The sequence below is a fragment of the Mucilaginibacter rigui genome (assembly GCF_014773275.1).
In the GTDB taxonomy this organism is placed as follows: domain Bacteria; phylum Bacteroidota; class Bacteroidia; order Sphingobacteriales; family Sphingobacteriaceae; genus Mucilaginibacter; species Mucilaginibacter rigui_A.
Genome location: NZ_JACWMW010000001.1, coordinates 948,236 through 963,507, shown reverse-complemented (window position 1 = coordinate 963,507; position 15,272 = coordinate 948,236). Strand labels below are relative to the sequence as shown.

Annotated in this window: 16 protein-coding genes; 9 read left to right on the top strand and 7 right to left on the bottom strand. The window is 43.1% G+C overall.

Features of this window, described 5'->3' with window-relative positions:
• Positions 1-49 precede the first annotated feature (49 nt).
• Together IDJ75_RS04425 and IDJ75_RS04420 are read right to left on the bottom strand one after the other, a co-directional pair.
• Entirely contained in the window at positions 50-1,135 is a 1,086-nt protein-coding gene (locus IDJ75_RS04425; protein ID WP_191174383.1) for a DNA topoisomerase IB, read from the bottom strand.
• Between the two features lie 164 nt (positions 1,136-1,299).
• Entirely contained in the window at positions 1,300-2,313 is a 1,014-nt protein-coding gene (locus IDJ75_RS04420) for a threonine aldolase family protein (protein ID WP_191174382.1), read from the bottom strand.
• 244 nt (positions 2,314-2,557) lie between these two features.
• On the opposite strand from IDJ75_RS04420, the gene IDJ75_RS04415 reads away from it, so the two are divergent.
• The 3 genes from IDJ75_RS04415 (at position 2,558) to IDJ75_RS04405 (ending at position 5,080) form a co-directional block, all read left to right on the top strand.
• Positions 2,558-3,205 (top strand): hypothetical protein, encoded by a 648-nt coding sequence (locus IDJ75_RS04415; protein WP_191174381.1) that lies wholly within the window; start codon positions 2,558-2,560, stop codon positions 3,203-3,205.
• Positions 3,195-3,917, top strand: coding sequence for a hypothetical protein (locus tag IDJ75_RS04410; protein ID WP_191174380.1), 723 nt, complete (start codon positions 3,195-3,197; stop codon positions 3,915-3,917). Before IDJ75_RS04415 ends, IDJ75_RS04410 begins: the two co-directional genes overlap by 11 nt.
• A gap of 77 nt (positions 3,918-3,994) precedes the next feature.
• The gene (locus IDJ75_RS04405) at positions 3,995-5,080 is read left to right on the top strand and encodes an AI-2E family transporter (RefSeq protein ID WP_191174379.1); all 1,086 of its coding nucleotides are present in this window, start codon (positions 3,995-3,997) and stop codon (positions 5,078-5,080) included.
• Between the two features lie 101 nt (positions 5,081-5,181).
• Here IDJ75_RS04405 and IDJ75_RS04400 read toward each other — a convergent pair whose 3' ends face one another.
• Positions 5,182-6,639, bottom strand: coding sequence for an NADP-dependent isocitrate dehydrogenase (locus IDJ75_RS04400; protein WP_191174378.1), 1,458 nt, complete (start codon positions 6,637-6,639; stop codon positions 5,182-5,184).
• Positions 6,640-6,904: 265 nt separating this feature from the next.
• Between IDJ75_RS04400 and IDJ75_RS04395 the strand changes: the two genes are divergently transcribed.
• Genes IDJ75_RS04395 through purE form a run of 3 tightly spaced genes read left to right on the top strand, consistent with a single transcriptional unit; the run spans position 6,905 to position 9,233 of the window.
• Positions 6,905-8,044: a 5-(carboxyamino)imidazole ribonucleotide synthase gene (locus IDJ75_RS04395; protein WP_191174377.1), complete on the top strand. Its 1,140-nt coding sequence runs from the start codon at positions 6,905-6,907 to the stop codon at positions 8,042-8,044.
• Between the two features lie 9 nt (positions 8,045-8,053).
• Complete coding sequence (locus IDJ75_RS04390; RefSeq protein WP_191174376.1) at positions 8,054-8,713, top strand: hypothetical protein; 660 nt, start codon at positions 8,054-8,056, stop codon at positions 8,711-8,713.
• 25 nt (positions 8,714-8,738) lie between these two features.
• Positions 8,739-9,233, top strand: a complete 495-nt coding sequence (gene purE / locus IDJ75_RS04385) for a 5-(carboxyamino)imidazole ribonucleotide mutase (RefSeq protein ID WP_191174375.1) — start codon at positions 8,739-8,741, stop codon at positions 9,231-9,233.
• On the opposite strand, the gene IDJ75_RS04380 is transcribed toward purE, so the two are convergent.
• Together IDJ75_RS04380 and IDJ75_RS04375 are read right to left on the bottom strand one after the other, a co-directional pair.
• A complete protein-coding gene (locus IDJ75_RS04380) occupies positions 9,234-9,731 on the bottom strand; it encodes a hypothetical protein (protein WP_191174374.1) in 498 nt (165 codons plus the stop codon).
• A gap of 69 nt (positions 9,732-9,800) precedes the next feature.
• Positions 9,801-10,364, bottom strand: a complete 564-nt coding sequence (locus tag IDJ75_RS04375; RefSeq protein WP_191174373.1) for a YqgE/AlgH family protein — start codon at positions 10,362-10,364, stop codon at positions 9,801-9,803.
• Positions 10,365-10,474: 110 nt separating this feature from the next.
• Here IDJ75_RS04375 and pdxH point away from each other — a divergent pair, with 110 nt between their 5' ends.
• From pdxH to IDJ75_RS04360, 3 genes are all read left to right on the top strand, one after another.
• Positions 10,475-11,122, top strand: a complete 648-nt coding sequence (pdxH, locus tag IDJ75_RS04370) for a pyridoxamine 5'-phosphate oxidase (RefSeq protein WP_191174372.1) — start codon at positions 10,475-10,477, stop codon at positions 11,120-11,122.
• Positions 11,119-11,616, top strand: coding sequence for an NADH-quinone oxidoreductase subunit C (locus tag IDJ75_RS04365; protein ID WP_191174371.1), 498 nt, complete (start codon positions 11,119-11,121; stop codon positions 11,614-11,616). The genes pdxH and IDJ75_RS04365 overlap by 4 nt, the downstream gene beginning before the upstream one ends.
• Before the next feature lie 149 nt (positions 11,617-11,765).
• Entirely contained in the window at positions 11,766-12,893 is a 1,128-nt protein-coding gene (locus tag IDJ75_RS04360) for an NADH-quinone oxidoreductase subunit D (RefSeq protein WP_262892096.1), read from the top strand.
• A 102-nt stretch (positions 12,894-12,995) separates the two neighbouring features.
• Here IDJ75_RS04360 and IDJ75_RS04355 read toward each other — a convergent pair whose 3' ends face one another.
• On the bottom strand, positions 12,996-14,021 hold the full coding sequence (locus tag IDJ75_RS04355) for a S41 family peptidase (protein WP_191174370.1): 1,026 nt from the start codon (positions 14,019-14,021) through the stop codon (positions 12,996-12,998).
• A gap of 135 nt (positions 14,022-14,156) precedes the next feature.
• A complete protein-coding gene (locus IDJ75_RS04350; RefSeq protein ID WP_191174369.1) occupies positions 14,157-15,260 on the bottom strand; it encodes a S1C family serine protease in 1,104 nt (367 codons plus the stop codon).
• Between the last annotated feature and the right edge of the window lie 12 nt (positions 15,261-15,272).

Below are 15,272 nucleotides of genomic sequence, written 5' to 3'. Positions count from 1 at the left end.
TCTCGAAGATTGCCACGCTTCGCTCGCAATGACGCAGAGTTTATTACTCTCAACTCGCTTCGGCCAGCTTCTCTTTATCCAATATTTCCAGCAGGGCTTTCTCGGCAATATTCAATTCCGCCGATTTTACGTCCTTGTCCCCATCCAACTTATCTATGTATTTAAAAATAGTGCCTTCTTCGTAGCTTTTTATAACGGTTGGGTGTACGTAATACTTTTTACAAACTGTGCGGGTGTTGCCCAGGTTTATGGCTACTTCATCAAGCACGCTTACTATTTTCTTTTTACATTCAGATACTGAGGTGAACTCTCCTGCTTCCTTAATGGCATACAAAGCACTTACGCTACCTGCCCAGGTACGGAAATCTTTAGCGGTAAAATCTTCACCGGTTATATCTTTCAGGTAGGTGTTTATATCGCCCGACCCTATGGTACAATGCCCGCCTTCATCATTGTAGTACTGAAACAACTCTTTCCCCGGGATATCACGGCATTGTTTAACAAGCCTGGCCAGCTTTTTACTTTGCAGGGCTATTTTATGCATTACACCTTTTTTGCCCTTAAATTCAAATTGCAGCTTGCTGCCTTCAACTTTAACGTGCCTGTTCATGAGTGTTGTTAACCCGAACGAACCATAAAGCTTTTTATATGATTCGTTACCCACACGGATACTCGTCAGTTCCATCAGGCGTACTACCAGGGCCACCACCTTTTCGTGGTCGAGTTTGGGGCGGGCAAGGTCCTGGTCAACCTGTTTGCGGATGGCCGGTAAATGTGCGGCAAATGTTTGCAGGCGATGGTACTTTGATTGGTTACGGATCTTGTTCCAGTATGCGTGATAACGATACTGCTTGCGCCCTGCCGCATCGGTGCCTGTAAACTGCAGGTGGCCGTTATCATAAGGAGAAATCCATACATTGGTATAGGCCGGCGGGATTACCAGTTTATTAAACCGTTCAACAAGTTCTTTATCCTTAACCACCTTGCCATCAGCAGCATAATAGCTCCAGCCTTTTCCCGATTTTTTGCGGGTATAACCCGGGGTTGAGTCTGACACATAGCGTAGCCCCACCGCTTTTGCGGTTACTTTTGGGTCGCGGCCAATTTTTTCGAGTTTTTTTTCGAGACGGGTCATGTGTAGTGTACAACATGCAACCGATTGATAAGTTTTAAGTACTAATTAAAGTTATTAAGTACTGACACAATAAATAAAACTTGTTATCCTGAACGCGGTAAAAGATCTATTCGGGAAGATGCATAACTGCGATTAGATCTCTCGTTCTTCAGGAGGACAAATTGTTATAAACTTTTCAATACATCCACCACATGCTCCACCTGTTCGGGGTGTACATCCAAATGTGTTACAAAACGGATGCGGTGGGTATCGGTACTATTTGCTTTAATACCTTTAGCTGCCAGGTTAGCCAGTATAATGTCGGCGCGTTCAATGGTATCAAATAAAACAATGTTGGTTTCTACCGGTACTACGTTGGTTACCCAAGAGCATTCCGCCAGTTCCTCGCCTAAAACACGGGCGTGGGCGTGGTCGATCTTTAAACGCTCTACATGATGGTCCAACGCGTAGATGCCGGCTGCAGCCAGGAAACCTGCCTGCCTCATGCCACCACCCAATACCTTGCGGATGCGGCGGGCGTACTTAATAGTTGCCTTATCGGCCAGTAAAACCGAGCCTACAGGCGCGCCCAGGCCTTTTGATAAGCATACCGAGATGCCATCAAAATATCTACCATAATCGGCAGCGTTATCGCCCGTATGGGCAAGCGCGTTAAAAATGCGCGCCCCATCTAAATGCAGCTTTAAGCCCTGCTCCTTACAAAGCGTGGCAATTGGTTTAATATGCTCAAGCGTGTAGCAGCTGCCGCCACCTTTGTTAACCGTATTTTCCAGCACCACCAAACTGGTATGCGGGTAATGGATATTCTCATCATTTATCTCGGGCGCTATCATTTCGGCAGTTAGTATACCCCGGTATCCATTAAGCAATCGTGTTGATACGCCCGAATTAAAAGCGATACCTCCACCTTCGTAACGGTAAACGTGCGCGGTTTGGTCAGCTATCAGTTCATCCAGCGGCTGGGTAAAACATTTAATGGCTATCTGGTTGGTCATGGTGCCCGATGGGCAAAAAATAGCCTCTTCCATCCCAAACATATTTGCAGCTTTTTGCTCCAGCGCATTCACTGTTTCGTCCTCACCAAACACATCGTCGCCAACTTTGGCGCCCCACATAGCTTCAAGCATTCCGGGTGTTGGTTTTGTTACGGTATCGCTTCGCAGATCAACTGTTATCATGTCAAAAAATCTTTTATATTTGATTTCAAATCTAAACCTTTATGCGTAAAATTTTATTCCTGTTTTGTATTTTAAGCATTACAATTGGTGCAGAAATCATTAACTAACAATTGGTAAGTGATCATCTGCTGTAAAAAATCAATGACAAGATATTTTTCACACAATAAAAGAGAAGAATTACTGTATTCTATAGAAAGTAAATAATTTTACTGAATCAATATCACAATTCGTAATCAACACCATAATGCGTAAAGCCCTTTTAATATTTTTAATTATTGCAAGTACCATCGCTGCCAAAGCACAGACACAACGCAAATGGTTTGAAGGCACGCTTTATCATACCAGCGGCGAAATATTCGACGGGTTGATATCATGGTCGCCCCCTCACAAAGGCGAATATGAAGATGGCGACCAGATACTTTATTGCAAGGATGAAAAATCGGAGGTATTCCCTATTCCCTATTACAAAATAAAATCGTTTGTAATGGGTGCCGACAGCTTTGTGGTATCGCGCAATGTGCTGTTCAAAAACAGCCCGTTCATGATCGTATCTGTTGACAACGCCACTAAATTATTCACTGTTAAAACTGCTAAAAACGGCTTCCCGTTAATTATCAATACCGGCGGTTTTACCGGCAATGTGGGTATGGGTGTGGGCGTGGGTACAAGAATTGGTGCCGGTACAAAAACCACCTATTATTATGGCGCCACACCCGATAAGGTTACTAAACTGGAAAAGAAAGAATTTATTGAAGTAATGAGCAACATTATGGCAGATAAACCCGAGGTTGTTGCTAAAATTAAAGATAAAACTTTTCGTTATGGTGATATGGAAGACCTGCTCACCTATTACAGAACAGGCCAAATGCCAAAAAAATCATATGACTACTAAGACCATCCTATTCACAAAACACATTTTAAATATAGCCGCGCTTGTTTTATTCATGACAATGGCAGGCAATACGGCTATGGCCCAAAAATGGTTACCTGGTCATTTTATTGATGTTAAAGGCGTTAGAACCACAGGGTATATCCATCCCAACCCGGGTGGCCGCGGGCCTTTCAGCGACGAAGGCTTTATTGAGTTTAAAGACGAAGAGCACTCAACCCCTTATTACCTCAGCACCAGCGATCTGCAATCATTCGTGGCCGGCCGCGATAGTTTTGTGGTAGCACATGCGCCCGGCAACGAAACCTGGGCTAAAAGAGAGTTTGATTTTGTACGTGTAGTTATTGATGAACCTGTAAAAATTTACGCAACCCGCGGCGCAGGCAGCGGCGGAAGCGGCGGCGGCAAAAAAGTACAGGTATCGCCCGGTATTGGTATAGGCACGGGCACATACGGTACATCATACGGCGGCGGTGTGGGCATTAGCATTGGTGGTAACGGCGGCGGTGGCAACAACAATAAATTAAGCTATTATTACGGCAGTAATACCGCTACCATGAAACACCTAACCCGCGAAAACTTTATTGATATTATGAGCGAGGTAATGGCCGATGAACCCGAGGTTGTTGAGCAAATACGCGCCAACCATTATGGGATAGGTAATATAGAAAAACTGGTAGCTTATTTTAATAAGGTGAAAGATTCACATCAGTAGGTTTATCGCTTACTGATAAATTCTTAAAACTTTTATGAGTACTATACGTAATTATGTGCATAACCAAACAGCACATAATGCCTGATAGAAACCCTACCCCTCCAAAAACCTCAAAAAAAGAACTCACCTACATAGAAAAGGTATGGCATACCGTAGCCATTGTTGCCTTACTGGTAGTTGCCATACTAATTGCCCGTGTTGCCTTTAATGTACTGTTAATGATATTGGCCGGAGCGTTGATATCAGTATATTTCCATGGGCTGGGTGACATGATAGAACGCAAAACCAAATGGAGCCGCAAGATATGTATGACCATTTCGGTTATTGGTTCCTTCCTTATCCTGTTCTCCTTGCTCTATGTTATGGGTACTACTATACAGGGGCAGATAGCCATTTTAAGCGAAAGCTTACCCCATACCATCAATAATTTAAAAGTAAAACTTGGTGAAGGCCCTATCGGCGCAAAAATACTTGAATATTTTGGTGGCGACGATAATACCGATAAGCTTTTTGCCACCGCCCAAAGTTTCTTTAGCACCAGTTTTGGTGTGCTGGGTAATATTTATATCATTATGTTTCTGGGTATATTTTTCACCACCAGCCCTTCGCTTTATAAGGATGGTATTATTAAACTGTTCCCCGAACAAAATAAACCAATGGCCAGAAAGGTTATTGACCGCACCAGCCAGGCATTAAAAGGGTGGCTAAAAGGGATGATGCTTTCTATGGTGCTGATATTTATTATGATAGGTACCGGCCTGTCTATAATTGGTATACCGGTAGCCTTGGTCCTTGCCTTGCTAACGGGCTTATTAAAGCTTGTACCCAACTTTGGCTCGCTGGCGGCCATGATACCCGGCGTATTGCTTGCCTTAACCCAAGACCTTAATACCGCCATTATTGTAGCCTTACTTTACATTGTATCGCAAACCATTGTAAGCAATATTGTAACGCCGCTAATTCAAAAGAAAATGATTAATATCCCGCCTGCCTTAACCATCATAAGCCAGGTGTTGATGGGGGTATTGTCGGGCGTATTGGGTATCATATTGGCAGTGCCGTTACTGTCTATTATTATTATCCTGGTTGACGAGATCTACGTCAAAAAAATAAACCATGAGGCTGATGATGAGGTAGGCCACCGAACGGTTGACAGCGATTAAGAAAACATTTGGCAATTGGAAAATATCCTAATTAAAAAAGTCCCGTCTGTTAGTTAACAGACGGGACTTTTTTAATTTTCACGCTTGAATTTTGACTTAAATTATTGCCCCTGTGCCAGGGTATAACCAATTTTGCCATCAAATTTCATCAGGAACTCAACCGAGCACACTTTAAAATCTTCAGACAGGTCGGCAGCAATGTGCAGTATCTCTTTCTGGGTAATCTCGGTACCGTCTTTTTTCTCAAAACGGATGCGGTATTCGTTCACCAGTTCGGTAAAGATTGAACCTGTAGGCCATACCTGCGTACCACGGTTAGATATCATTACCAGTTGAAAGTTATCCGTTTGCTTACGCTGGGCCAATTCGGCCAGTTCATTTGGTTGTTTGCTCGATTCTACAAACACATCCACACCCACCATTTCTTCGGTAGTGGCAGCTTTGGTAACCGTTAATTTATTTTTTAGCGGATGATCGTGGTTGGCTTTTACTTCCATATCCGGCTGGGCAATAACCTCACCTTTTGCAGGCACCTGGCCAAGGTTTGCAATTACTGCATCAGCAAAAGCATCAGTATTAACTGATGCTACAGCTTTATCACCGAAATCGCCTGTGTGTATGCCTTGCTCAAGTGTGTATAGTAATGAGTTTTCGATATTAGCCGCGGCGGTAGTAAAGCCTAAATAGCGCAGCATCAAAATACCCGATAATAATAGCGCCGTTGGGTTAGCAATACCACGGCCGGCAATATCCGGTGCGGTACCATGCACAGCTTCAAATATGGAGATATTATCGCCAATGTTGGCAGATGGTGCAAAGCCTAAGCCGCCCACCAAACCTGCACAAAGGTCAGACACGATATCGCCCTGCAGGTTGGTTAACACAATAGCCTGGAACATTTCCGGGCGCGATACCAGCTTCATACACAGGTCATCAACAATAATGTCCGACGATTCGATATCCGGGTATTCGCGTGCTATCTCATAAAATGTTTCCAGGAACAAACCATCAGTAAGTTTCATAATGTTTGCCTTATGGCCACAAGCCAGTTTGGTATAACCTTTACGGCGGGCCATTTCAAACGCGTAACGGATAACCTGGGCCGAGCCGGGGCGGGTAATGATACGGCGGCCTACAGCAACATCGTTTGTTAACAAGTGCTCGATACCTCCGTAAGTATCTTCAATATTTTCGCGAACTATAGTCAGGTTAATTGGGATCCCAGCTTTTGAAAAAACGGTATCAACACCATTCAGTGAGCGGAAATCGCGCTGGTTGGCGTACGTGTTCCATACCTTGCGGGCGGTAACGTTGATGCTTTTTACGCCTTTGCCTTTCGGGGTTTCCATTGGGCCTTTAAATAGCAGGCCTAAACGTTCAATGGTTTCTTTTGCGGCGGCGGTCATCCCGGTGGAGTGGCCTGCATCAAAATACGACTTGCCCATTTCTACATACTCGTAATCGAGTTGTACGTTGGCGGCTTCAAATATACGGAGCACGGCTGCCATAATTTCCGGGCCTATACCGTCACCTTTTGCTACTGCTATTTTGGTTTTCATGGATGATAATATGTGGTTTGTAAAAACGCTGCAAAGGTAGGCTTTTTGAGGCTATTTTGGAAGGTTTTATGGCTTATTGCGGTCGAATTGTGACGTTTGCGTGTACTTATAAGGCCCAATTACTGTTTTACATTACAAACTCTAATCAGTTTCTAATATTTCACCCTATTTTGGCATCGCAGGTCGCTTCGACATCGCAATACATGACTATTAAAATTGCTTTATGCCAGTTTAAAAGATTTCAACTAACTTTGCAACACTATACATGAAAGCATTTTACGGGGATTTAAAATTAGGAATATTAGGCGGTGGCCAGCTTGGGCGCATGCTTATACAGCAGGCAATAAATTATAACGTTACCGTTAAGGTACTCGACCCTGACCGCGAGGCACCCTGCCGCCGGCTTTGCAACGAGTTTGTTGTAGGTTCGCTTAGCGATTATGAAACCGTTTATAATTTCGGTAAAAAGGTCGACCTGCTTACCATTGAGATAGAGAAGGTAAATGTTGATGCATTGGAGCAGCTGGAGAAAGAAGGTGTTGCGGTTTACCCGCAATCGCGCATTATCCGCCTGATACAGGATAAAGGCCTGCAAAAGCAATTTTTCAAGGAAAACGATATCCCTACGGCCGAGTTCCAGGTCATTTCATCGCCGGATCAATTAAAGGCAAGCCATATCCCGTTCCCATATATTCAAAAGCTTAGGCGTGATGGTTACGATGGCAAAGGCGTTTACAAAGTGGTTGACGAAAGTTACCTCGCAAACGCTTTTACCGAACCCAGCCTTATTGAGCGCCTTGTTGATTTTGAAAAAGAGATCGGCGTAATAGTAGCACGCAACGAAAGCGGCGAGGTAAAAACATTCCCACTGGTGGAAATGGAGTTTAACCCCGAAGCTAACCTGGTGGAGTTTTTAATATCGCCCTCTACCCTGCCCTTCGAAGTGCAGATGGAGGCTGAGAACATTGCCAAGCGTATAGCCGAAACACTGAACATTGTAGGCATACTGGCCGTTGAAATGTTCCTGACCAAAGACGGTAAAATTTTAGTAAACGAACTTGCCCCACGCCCGCATAACAGCGGTCACCAAAGCATCGAGGGTAACGTAGTATCACAGTTTGAACAGCATTTACGTGCTATTTTCGACCAGCCACTGGGCGATACAGCCTGCCTGAGCAACGCCATTATGGTAAATATTTTAGGCGAAGCCGGATACGAAGGCCCCGCCGTTTACCAGGGGATAGAAAAGATATTGAAATGTGCCGGTGTTTACGTGCACCTGTATGGTAAGGCCTTAACAAAACCCTTCCGCAAAATGGGGCATGTTACTATTATAGATAACGACAGGGAAAAAGCGATAGAGAAAGCAAGATTTGTGCAGCAGACTTTAAAAGTAATTGCATGATCATATAGAATGAAAAAAATCTTTTTAATATTTTTCATTTGTATTTCCTCTTTTAATGCGTTCTGTCAGCTAACGTACACACAGGATCTTAAACATATCGCCCAAATTAAATTCCCGGATGCACCTGAAATAAAAAGCTCTGAATCGGGAACTACAGTATATGTGTATAAAGATGTACAGGATATTTACTATGCTCAGGTATCTCCTTTAGAAAAATCTGTAAAGGATCTTTTTACAAAAGACATTAACAATCAGATATACAACAGTTTCATCACGGGAACTATAAAAAGCACTAAAGGCAAATTAATTTACAAAAAGAACACTTTGATAGATAGCCTTGCGGGAATCGAATTTTTATACACTTCTGATCTTTTGGGTGAAAAAAAGTATAGCTATAACAAGCTGTTTTTTTTAAACGATACTTTATTAAGCTTTTCAATATGGGCTACTGATAGTATTAAAAAAGATGACAAAAAGGCAAATGCCTATTTCAATACTTTTAAAATAACTATTCCTAACGATAAGATTGTTTCTAAAAATGGCACCGCAATAGCCATAGGATTAGGTAAAATAACCGCATATCTAATATTTATTGCAATACCTATTTTACTAGGCTTTGGCATTATATTCATTATTAAAAAAGTGATGTATAGAAAAAGCCGAACATAATTATCTTTGTCATTTAAACACAACCATGAGCCAACCAAAAATAGCCATTATAATGGGCAGCAAGTCCGATCTGAACATTATGCAGGACGCTGCCGACGTTTTAAAAGAACTTGGTGTTGCATATGAAATAACTGTTGTATCGGCCCACCGCACGCCCGATAGGATGTTCAGCTACGCCCGTGCCGCTGCCGATCGTGGTATAAAGGTAATTATAGCCGGTGCCGGCGGTGCCGCGCATTTACCGGGCATGGTAGCTTCGTTAACACATTTGCCGGTTATTGGCGTTCCTGTAAAATCAAGCAACTCTATTGATGGCTGGGATTCTATCCTCTCTATCCTGCAAATGCCAAATGGTATCCCGGTGGCTACGGTGGCTTTAAATGCAGCTAAAAACGCAGGTATACTGGCTGCACAGATCCTATCAACCGCTGATGAATACCTGGTTCAAAACCTTATCGCCTTTAAAGATAAGTTAAAGCAGGTGGTGGAGGCTTCGGCTGCAGAGATGGAAGGTAAATAGTTAGCGCCGCGTTAGCTGCACATCATAATAATCGCCATCGGCTATTGGTATAGTAGTTGTATCGTCGGGATATGTGATGCGTAAGGCCGTCTGGTCGGCGCTGATTATGTGAAAAACAAATGCGCCCTTTTCATTGGTCACATTCACAATAGCTTCATCGCTGCCACTTACGCTATATTTCATTGCACCAAATATTGCAGAGCCATTTGGCTCTTTCAAACCAAAATAACCTGTACCATCTTTATTAAACTGCAGGTAATCATCAGGGCCAAAAGTGGTGGTACTGGCAGTAGATGTTTTCACTTTGTTTTTATAATGTGTGGTAACAACAGCTTTTACCTGCCATCTATCTAATATATACTTTTTATTGGGTGGTACAATTTCATGCTGGCATGCACTAAACGTAACGGTAATTAAACAAAGCAATAGGCAGGATATTTTCATTTCTATATAAGGTCTGTCCTCGTAAGATTCATTATCCGTTAAAAAGTTTAACATGATGATAAATTTATGTACCTATGCAAAAGGCCTGTAGTTTGCAGGGCTTTTGCATAATATATTGCAGAGTTAATTCAGCATCGGGTTCTCCGGGAAATTAGCTATATGCGCGTAACGCTGGCCAAGGCTTATCACTATCTCTTTCCAAAGGTTGCTTTCATTGTTACTAAAAACGCTATCGGCTTCAAATTTATTGGTTACTATCCAGGCATCCTCGCGCAGTTCATCATCAAGCTGCCCGGGTGTCCAGCCGGAGTAACCGGTAAAGAATTTTATCTCCCCCTCGGTTAACTGATAATTGTTTATCAGTTCTTTTATCTGCTCAAAATCCCCGCCCCAGTAAATACCATCACATATTTCAATACCACCCTGAATTTTATCTGGACAGCGGTGTATATAATGCAGGGTGTTTTCGGCTACAGGGCCGCCCATGTATACCGGTATTTCCGAATAGGCTACATCCGGCAAAATATCGCCCAGTAAATATTCGGTTTGATGATTAAGGATGAAGCCCATCGCCCCTGCCTCAGCGTATTCTGTAAGCAGGATAACCGACCGCTTAAAATTAGGGTCGGGCATGAACGGTTCTGATATTAATAGTCGGCCTGCAGCTGCTGAAATTGGACTTAGCATAGGTATAAATTTATATTGTATTAACACAAAATGTAAAATTATGTTCATTAATCATTAAAATGAACAACCTATAGATAGGTACGGTATAATTAATTTGTAAGTTTGCGATAATGGATCAGAAAGATATAGAAAATTTAAGGCAGGAATATGAAGCGGCTTCGTTGAACGAAACCGATGTTGATGCCAACCCAATGCGCCAGTTTGATAAATGGTTTAACGAGGCCATTAATTGCAAAGTACACGAGCCAAACGCCATGACACTGGCTACCGCTACGCACGATGGCCGCCCCTCGGCAAGGATAGTATTGCTTAAAGGCTTCAGTGATGACGGCTTTAAGTTTTACACTAATTATCTAAGCCGTAAGGGTAAAGAGATCAGCAAAAATCCGCTTGGGTCGCTTGTTTTCTTTTGGGGCGATATGGAACGGCAGATCCGTGTGGAAGGCACCATTGAGAAACTGGATAAAAACTATTCTGAAAAATACTTCCATTCGCGCCCTAAGGCGAGCCAGATAGGTGCTGCCGCATCGCCGCAAAGCCAGGAGATTGACAGCCGCGAAGCACTTGAACAAAAAATGGCAGAACTTGAATTGGAGTACGCTGATAGTGAAGTACCAAAACCATCGTACTGGGGTGGCTATGTGTTACGCCCGCGCTATATAGAATTTTGGCAGGGCCGCCGCAGCCGCCTGCATGATAGGATAGTTTACAAAAAAACCGATAATAAAAACTGGAAGATTGTTCGCCTTGCGCCATGAGTTTTGATGATATTAAATTATTGCTTACCCAAAAGTTTGGCGAAACTGTAATTACCGGCGAAGAACGTATTGGTATGCAGCCCGCCCTACTGATAAACCCCGACCATATTGTTGAGGTTTGTATGGAGCTGCGCAATAATCCCAAAACCTACTTCGATTTTTTGTCATGCCTTACAGGCGTTGATTATGGCGAAGAAGCCTGCCGTTTTGGGGTAGTTTATCATTTGTCATCAATCCCCTATCATTTACAGCTTACGTTAAAAATAAGCAAGGAAAATGACCGTAGCGAGGATAACCTGCCATCATTCCCCAGCATCACATCCGTGTACCGCACTGCCGACTGGCACGAACGAGAAGCTTATGACCTGGTAGGGATATTTTTTGAGGGTCACCCCGACCTGAGGCGTATTTTATTACCTGATGACTGGGAAGGATTCCCGTTAAGAAAGGACTATAAAGCAGCGGAATATTATAAGGGGATTAAAGTTGATTGATTTCGGTTTGAAAAACAACAAATAAATAACGTCATTGCTACGCTCGCAATGACGCTCAGAAAAATTAGAAATTGAACGTAGAAACTTCAAAATATAACGAAGCACTTGACCGCTATAACAAAAAGATAGCTGACGCATCTGTGGAGGATATGGTGCTTAATATGGGGCCGCAGCATCCGTCTACCCACGGGGTTTTGCGGCTTGAGCTGATAACCGATGGCGAGATCGTAAAAGAGGTTATCCCGCATATTGGGTACCTGCACCGCTGTTTTGAAAAACACGCTGAATCGCTTACCTATCAGCAAACCATCCCGTTTACCGACAGGCTTGATTACCTGGCATCAATGAATAACAGCCACGCCTGGGTGATGGGTGTTGAGAAAATGCTGGGCATCGATAAGGATATCCCCAAACGGATTGAATACATCCGCGTGCTGGTTTGCGAGCTTAACCGCATTGCATCACACCTGATAGCCATTGGCACCTATGGCATAGATATAGGCGCGTTTACGCCCTTCCTGTGGTGTTTCCGCGACCGCGAACATATCATGGGCATGCTGGAGTGGGCTTCGGGCTCGCGCATGCTATATAACTATATTTGGGTGGGTGGTTTGTTCTATGACCTGCCTGTAGGTTTTGAAGAACGCTGCCGCGAATTTGTTGATTACTTTAAACCAAAAATGGTAGAGCTTAACCAGCTGCTGACCGATAACCAGATCTTTATTAGCCGCACCGCAAACGTGGGCGTTTTACCTATGGATGTGGCCATTAACTGCGGTTGCAGTGGCCCGGTATTGCGCGGATCGGGTTTAAAATATGATCTGCGCCGTATTGACAATTACTCCGCTTACCCTGAATTGGAGTTTGACATCCCGGTAGGAAAAGGCTTGATGGGCACCGTTGGCGATTGCTGGGACAGATACAAAGTGCGTGTTGACGAGATCCAGGAATCGATAAAGATTGTAGAACAATGCCTGGACAGGTTACAGAAAGAATTAAAACGTACCCCGGAGTTTGACCCGCGTGCCAAACTGCCACGTAAGCTAACCCCAAAAATACAGGATTACTACGCCCGCTGCGAAGGCACAAAAGGCGAACTGGGTTTTTACTTTATCCATAATAACGAACGCTCCGAAATACCGTTCCGCTCAAAAGTACGCGGCCCAAGCTTTAACAACCTATCTGTACTGCCCGAGCTTGGCAAAGGCGTTATGATAGCCGATTTGATAGCCATTATAGGCTCGCTTGATTTTGTACTGGGCGAGGTGGATAGGTAATAGAGAGCCAGGATATTTAGAGTAAAGACCTTTGCAATGGTAAGCCTGTATAACCACTTACAAAGCGCACAAGTCTTCGACAAGCTCAGGCCGACAAACCCACTACTTCCCTTTCATCCATTTCATTGCTGCAATTATCTTTTGGTCTTTGCTAAAATCGTCAAAATTATCCCCGGCAATTACTTCCTTATCGGGTGGTACATTTTTATAATAGACCTTTCCATTCCGGTCCGCCTCGGCAGCCTGCGCCATAATAAACTCAACGCCATACATACTGAACGACTCGTTTGCTGTTGTATATCCTGCCGTGGTATCGCCTATAATACAGGCATTTTTTTGCCCTTTAAAAGTAATAGCTGTTACCTCGCCAGAGCTTGCCGTGTAGGGCGACGTTAATACTGCAATTTTAATTTTCGGGTTCACCTTATCCAGTGCCTTAACCGAGCACACTTTTGTGGTATCCGAATAGATGCTGGTATCCTTCACCAGCCACGATTCATTTTTAGAGGCATCAGGGTAAATAAAATACCCCAGTTTACCTTTGCTTACCAGGTTACCTACACCTAATATCATTGGCCACATATTACCACCCGTGTTTAACCTTAAATCAATAATAACACCTTTAAGTTTGGCGGGATTAAGTTTAGCCAGCGAATCCTGTATCTGGGCGGCAATTATCTGTATTTCGCCCGCCTTAGTAGGGTTGTTTCCGGGTATCAGAATATAGCCATAACCATTCTCCAGCATACGTGTTTCTATGGTTTGCTTATTCTTTTTATACTTGGCTAACAATTCCTTATATAATTCTCTATCCACCTTTGTATGGGTGGTGTTCCATTTATATGTTTTGCCGTTATATAAAGCCATCCCATGAAAATCGCCTAACATCTGGTACATTAATGCTACTGCGGGCATGGCTTCTGTAACACTTTTAGCATCCTTACTTCGTGCAAGTACAGAATCGGTTAACTTGTTCCAATCTATGTTTCCCCGGTATATCGAATTCTTTTTAGCATAAGATAATGATGTATCTATAAGCTTACGGGCGCTATCGGCACCCGTTAATGGCTGTTGTGCAAAGCTTAAAAATGGAAGGAATAAAAGGCAGGCGAATAGTTTAAGTTTCATATAGGGTATTAAAATACAACCATGTTTAATACAGACGAAATAAAGGATAATTAGTTACTTATCAACCTAAAAAAACTCACAAAAAAAGGGAGGCAATTTCTTGCATCCCTTTTACTTATATTAATTGTTGATTTTTTACTGATTATAAACTTTTACCATAAACACGTAATTACGCAATTTTTTGACCTGCTGGGTACGGCTTAGCTTGGCTAAGCTATTTTTGGTATTCAGGATAAGCGATTTATTTAATGAATCGGCGGGGATGCTTTGAATGGCTTTTAGCAGGTAGTTTGATTTTACCGCAAATGCCGCACCCGATGTCTGGGTTTGTTTTCCGTTTATGACACCAATAACATTGCCTTTATCATCCATCAAAAAGCCGCCGCTATTACCTGGGTTAACGGGGATGAATACTTCATATTCGGTAGTATCACCTTTAAAGCCTGTGGCAGCAGTTAATGCACCGGGGCCAAACTTAATATCATCGCCGGGATAACCTAAGGTATAAACAACCTCACCTAAATCGCTTTTCGCCTTTTTAAAGGTGTATGGTACAGTGCCAAGGTTTTTAAAGGCAGGGTCGTTTATTTCCAATACCGCAACATCATATTGTGGCTCGGTATAAACAACCTTTGTGCGGAATGATTCGCCGGTGGCATTTTGCACATAAACAGAATCGGCACCATTTACAACATGATAGTTGGTTACAATATAACCGTTACCTGTAAGCGCGAAACCTGTACCTTTAAACTTAGCGTTAATTACCGGGCCGGTAGCTTTACCGTCTTTAATGATTTTTTCAGTTTTATCATTAAGCTGGTCGGTTTTACCCTTTATCTGATCAACCTCGCGTTTTAACTGTAAGTACCTTGGATCTTTATTACTCAAGGACCCCGAAATAAACAAAGTAAGTAAAATAGCGATGATAGCTATAGAAGCTGCTACGGATATTTTTGAGTGATGGTGGCGCCATAGCTGCACTATCCATGACGGATGCGCCATCAGGTCTTCTTTCAGCGTGTGTACATCAATTTCGTCGTGTATCTCATCAAGGCGGCTTTGCAGGCTTAAACGCTCGTTATATTGCTTTAATAAAAAAGTAAACTCTTTATGCTCGGCAATTTTAGTATCTATTGTTGCATCCTTTTTACGTAATGCATCAAATTGGGCGCGTTCCTCAACGGTCATTTCCCCGCTCAGGTAGCTCTCAATCATTTCTAAAAGTTGGTTCTCTCTCATGGTCTTACCCCT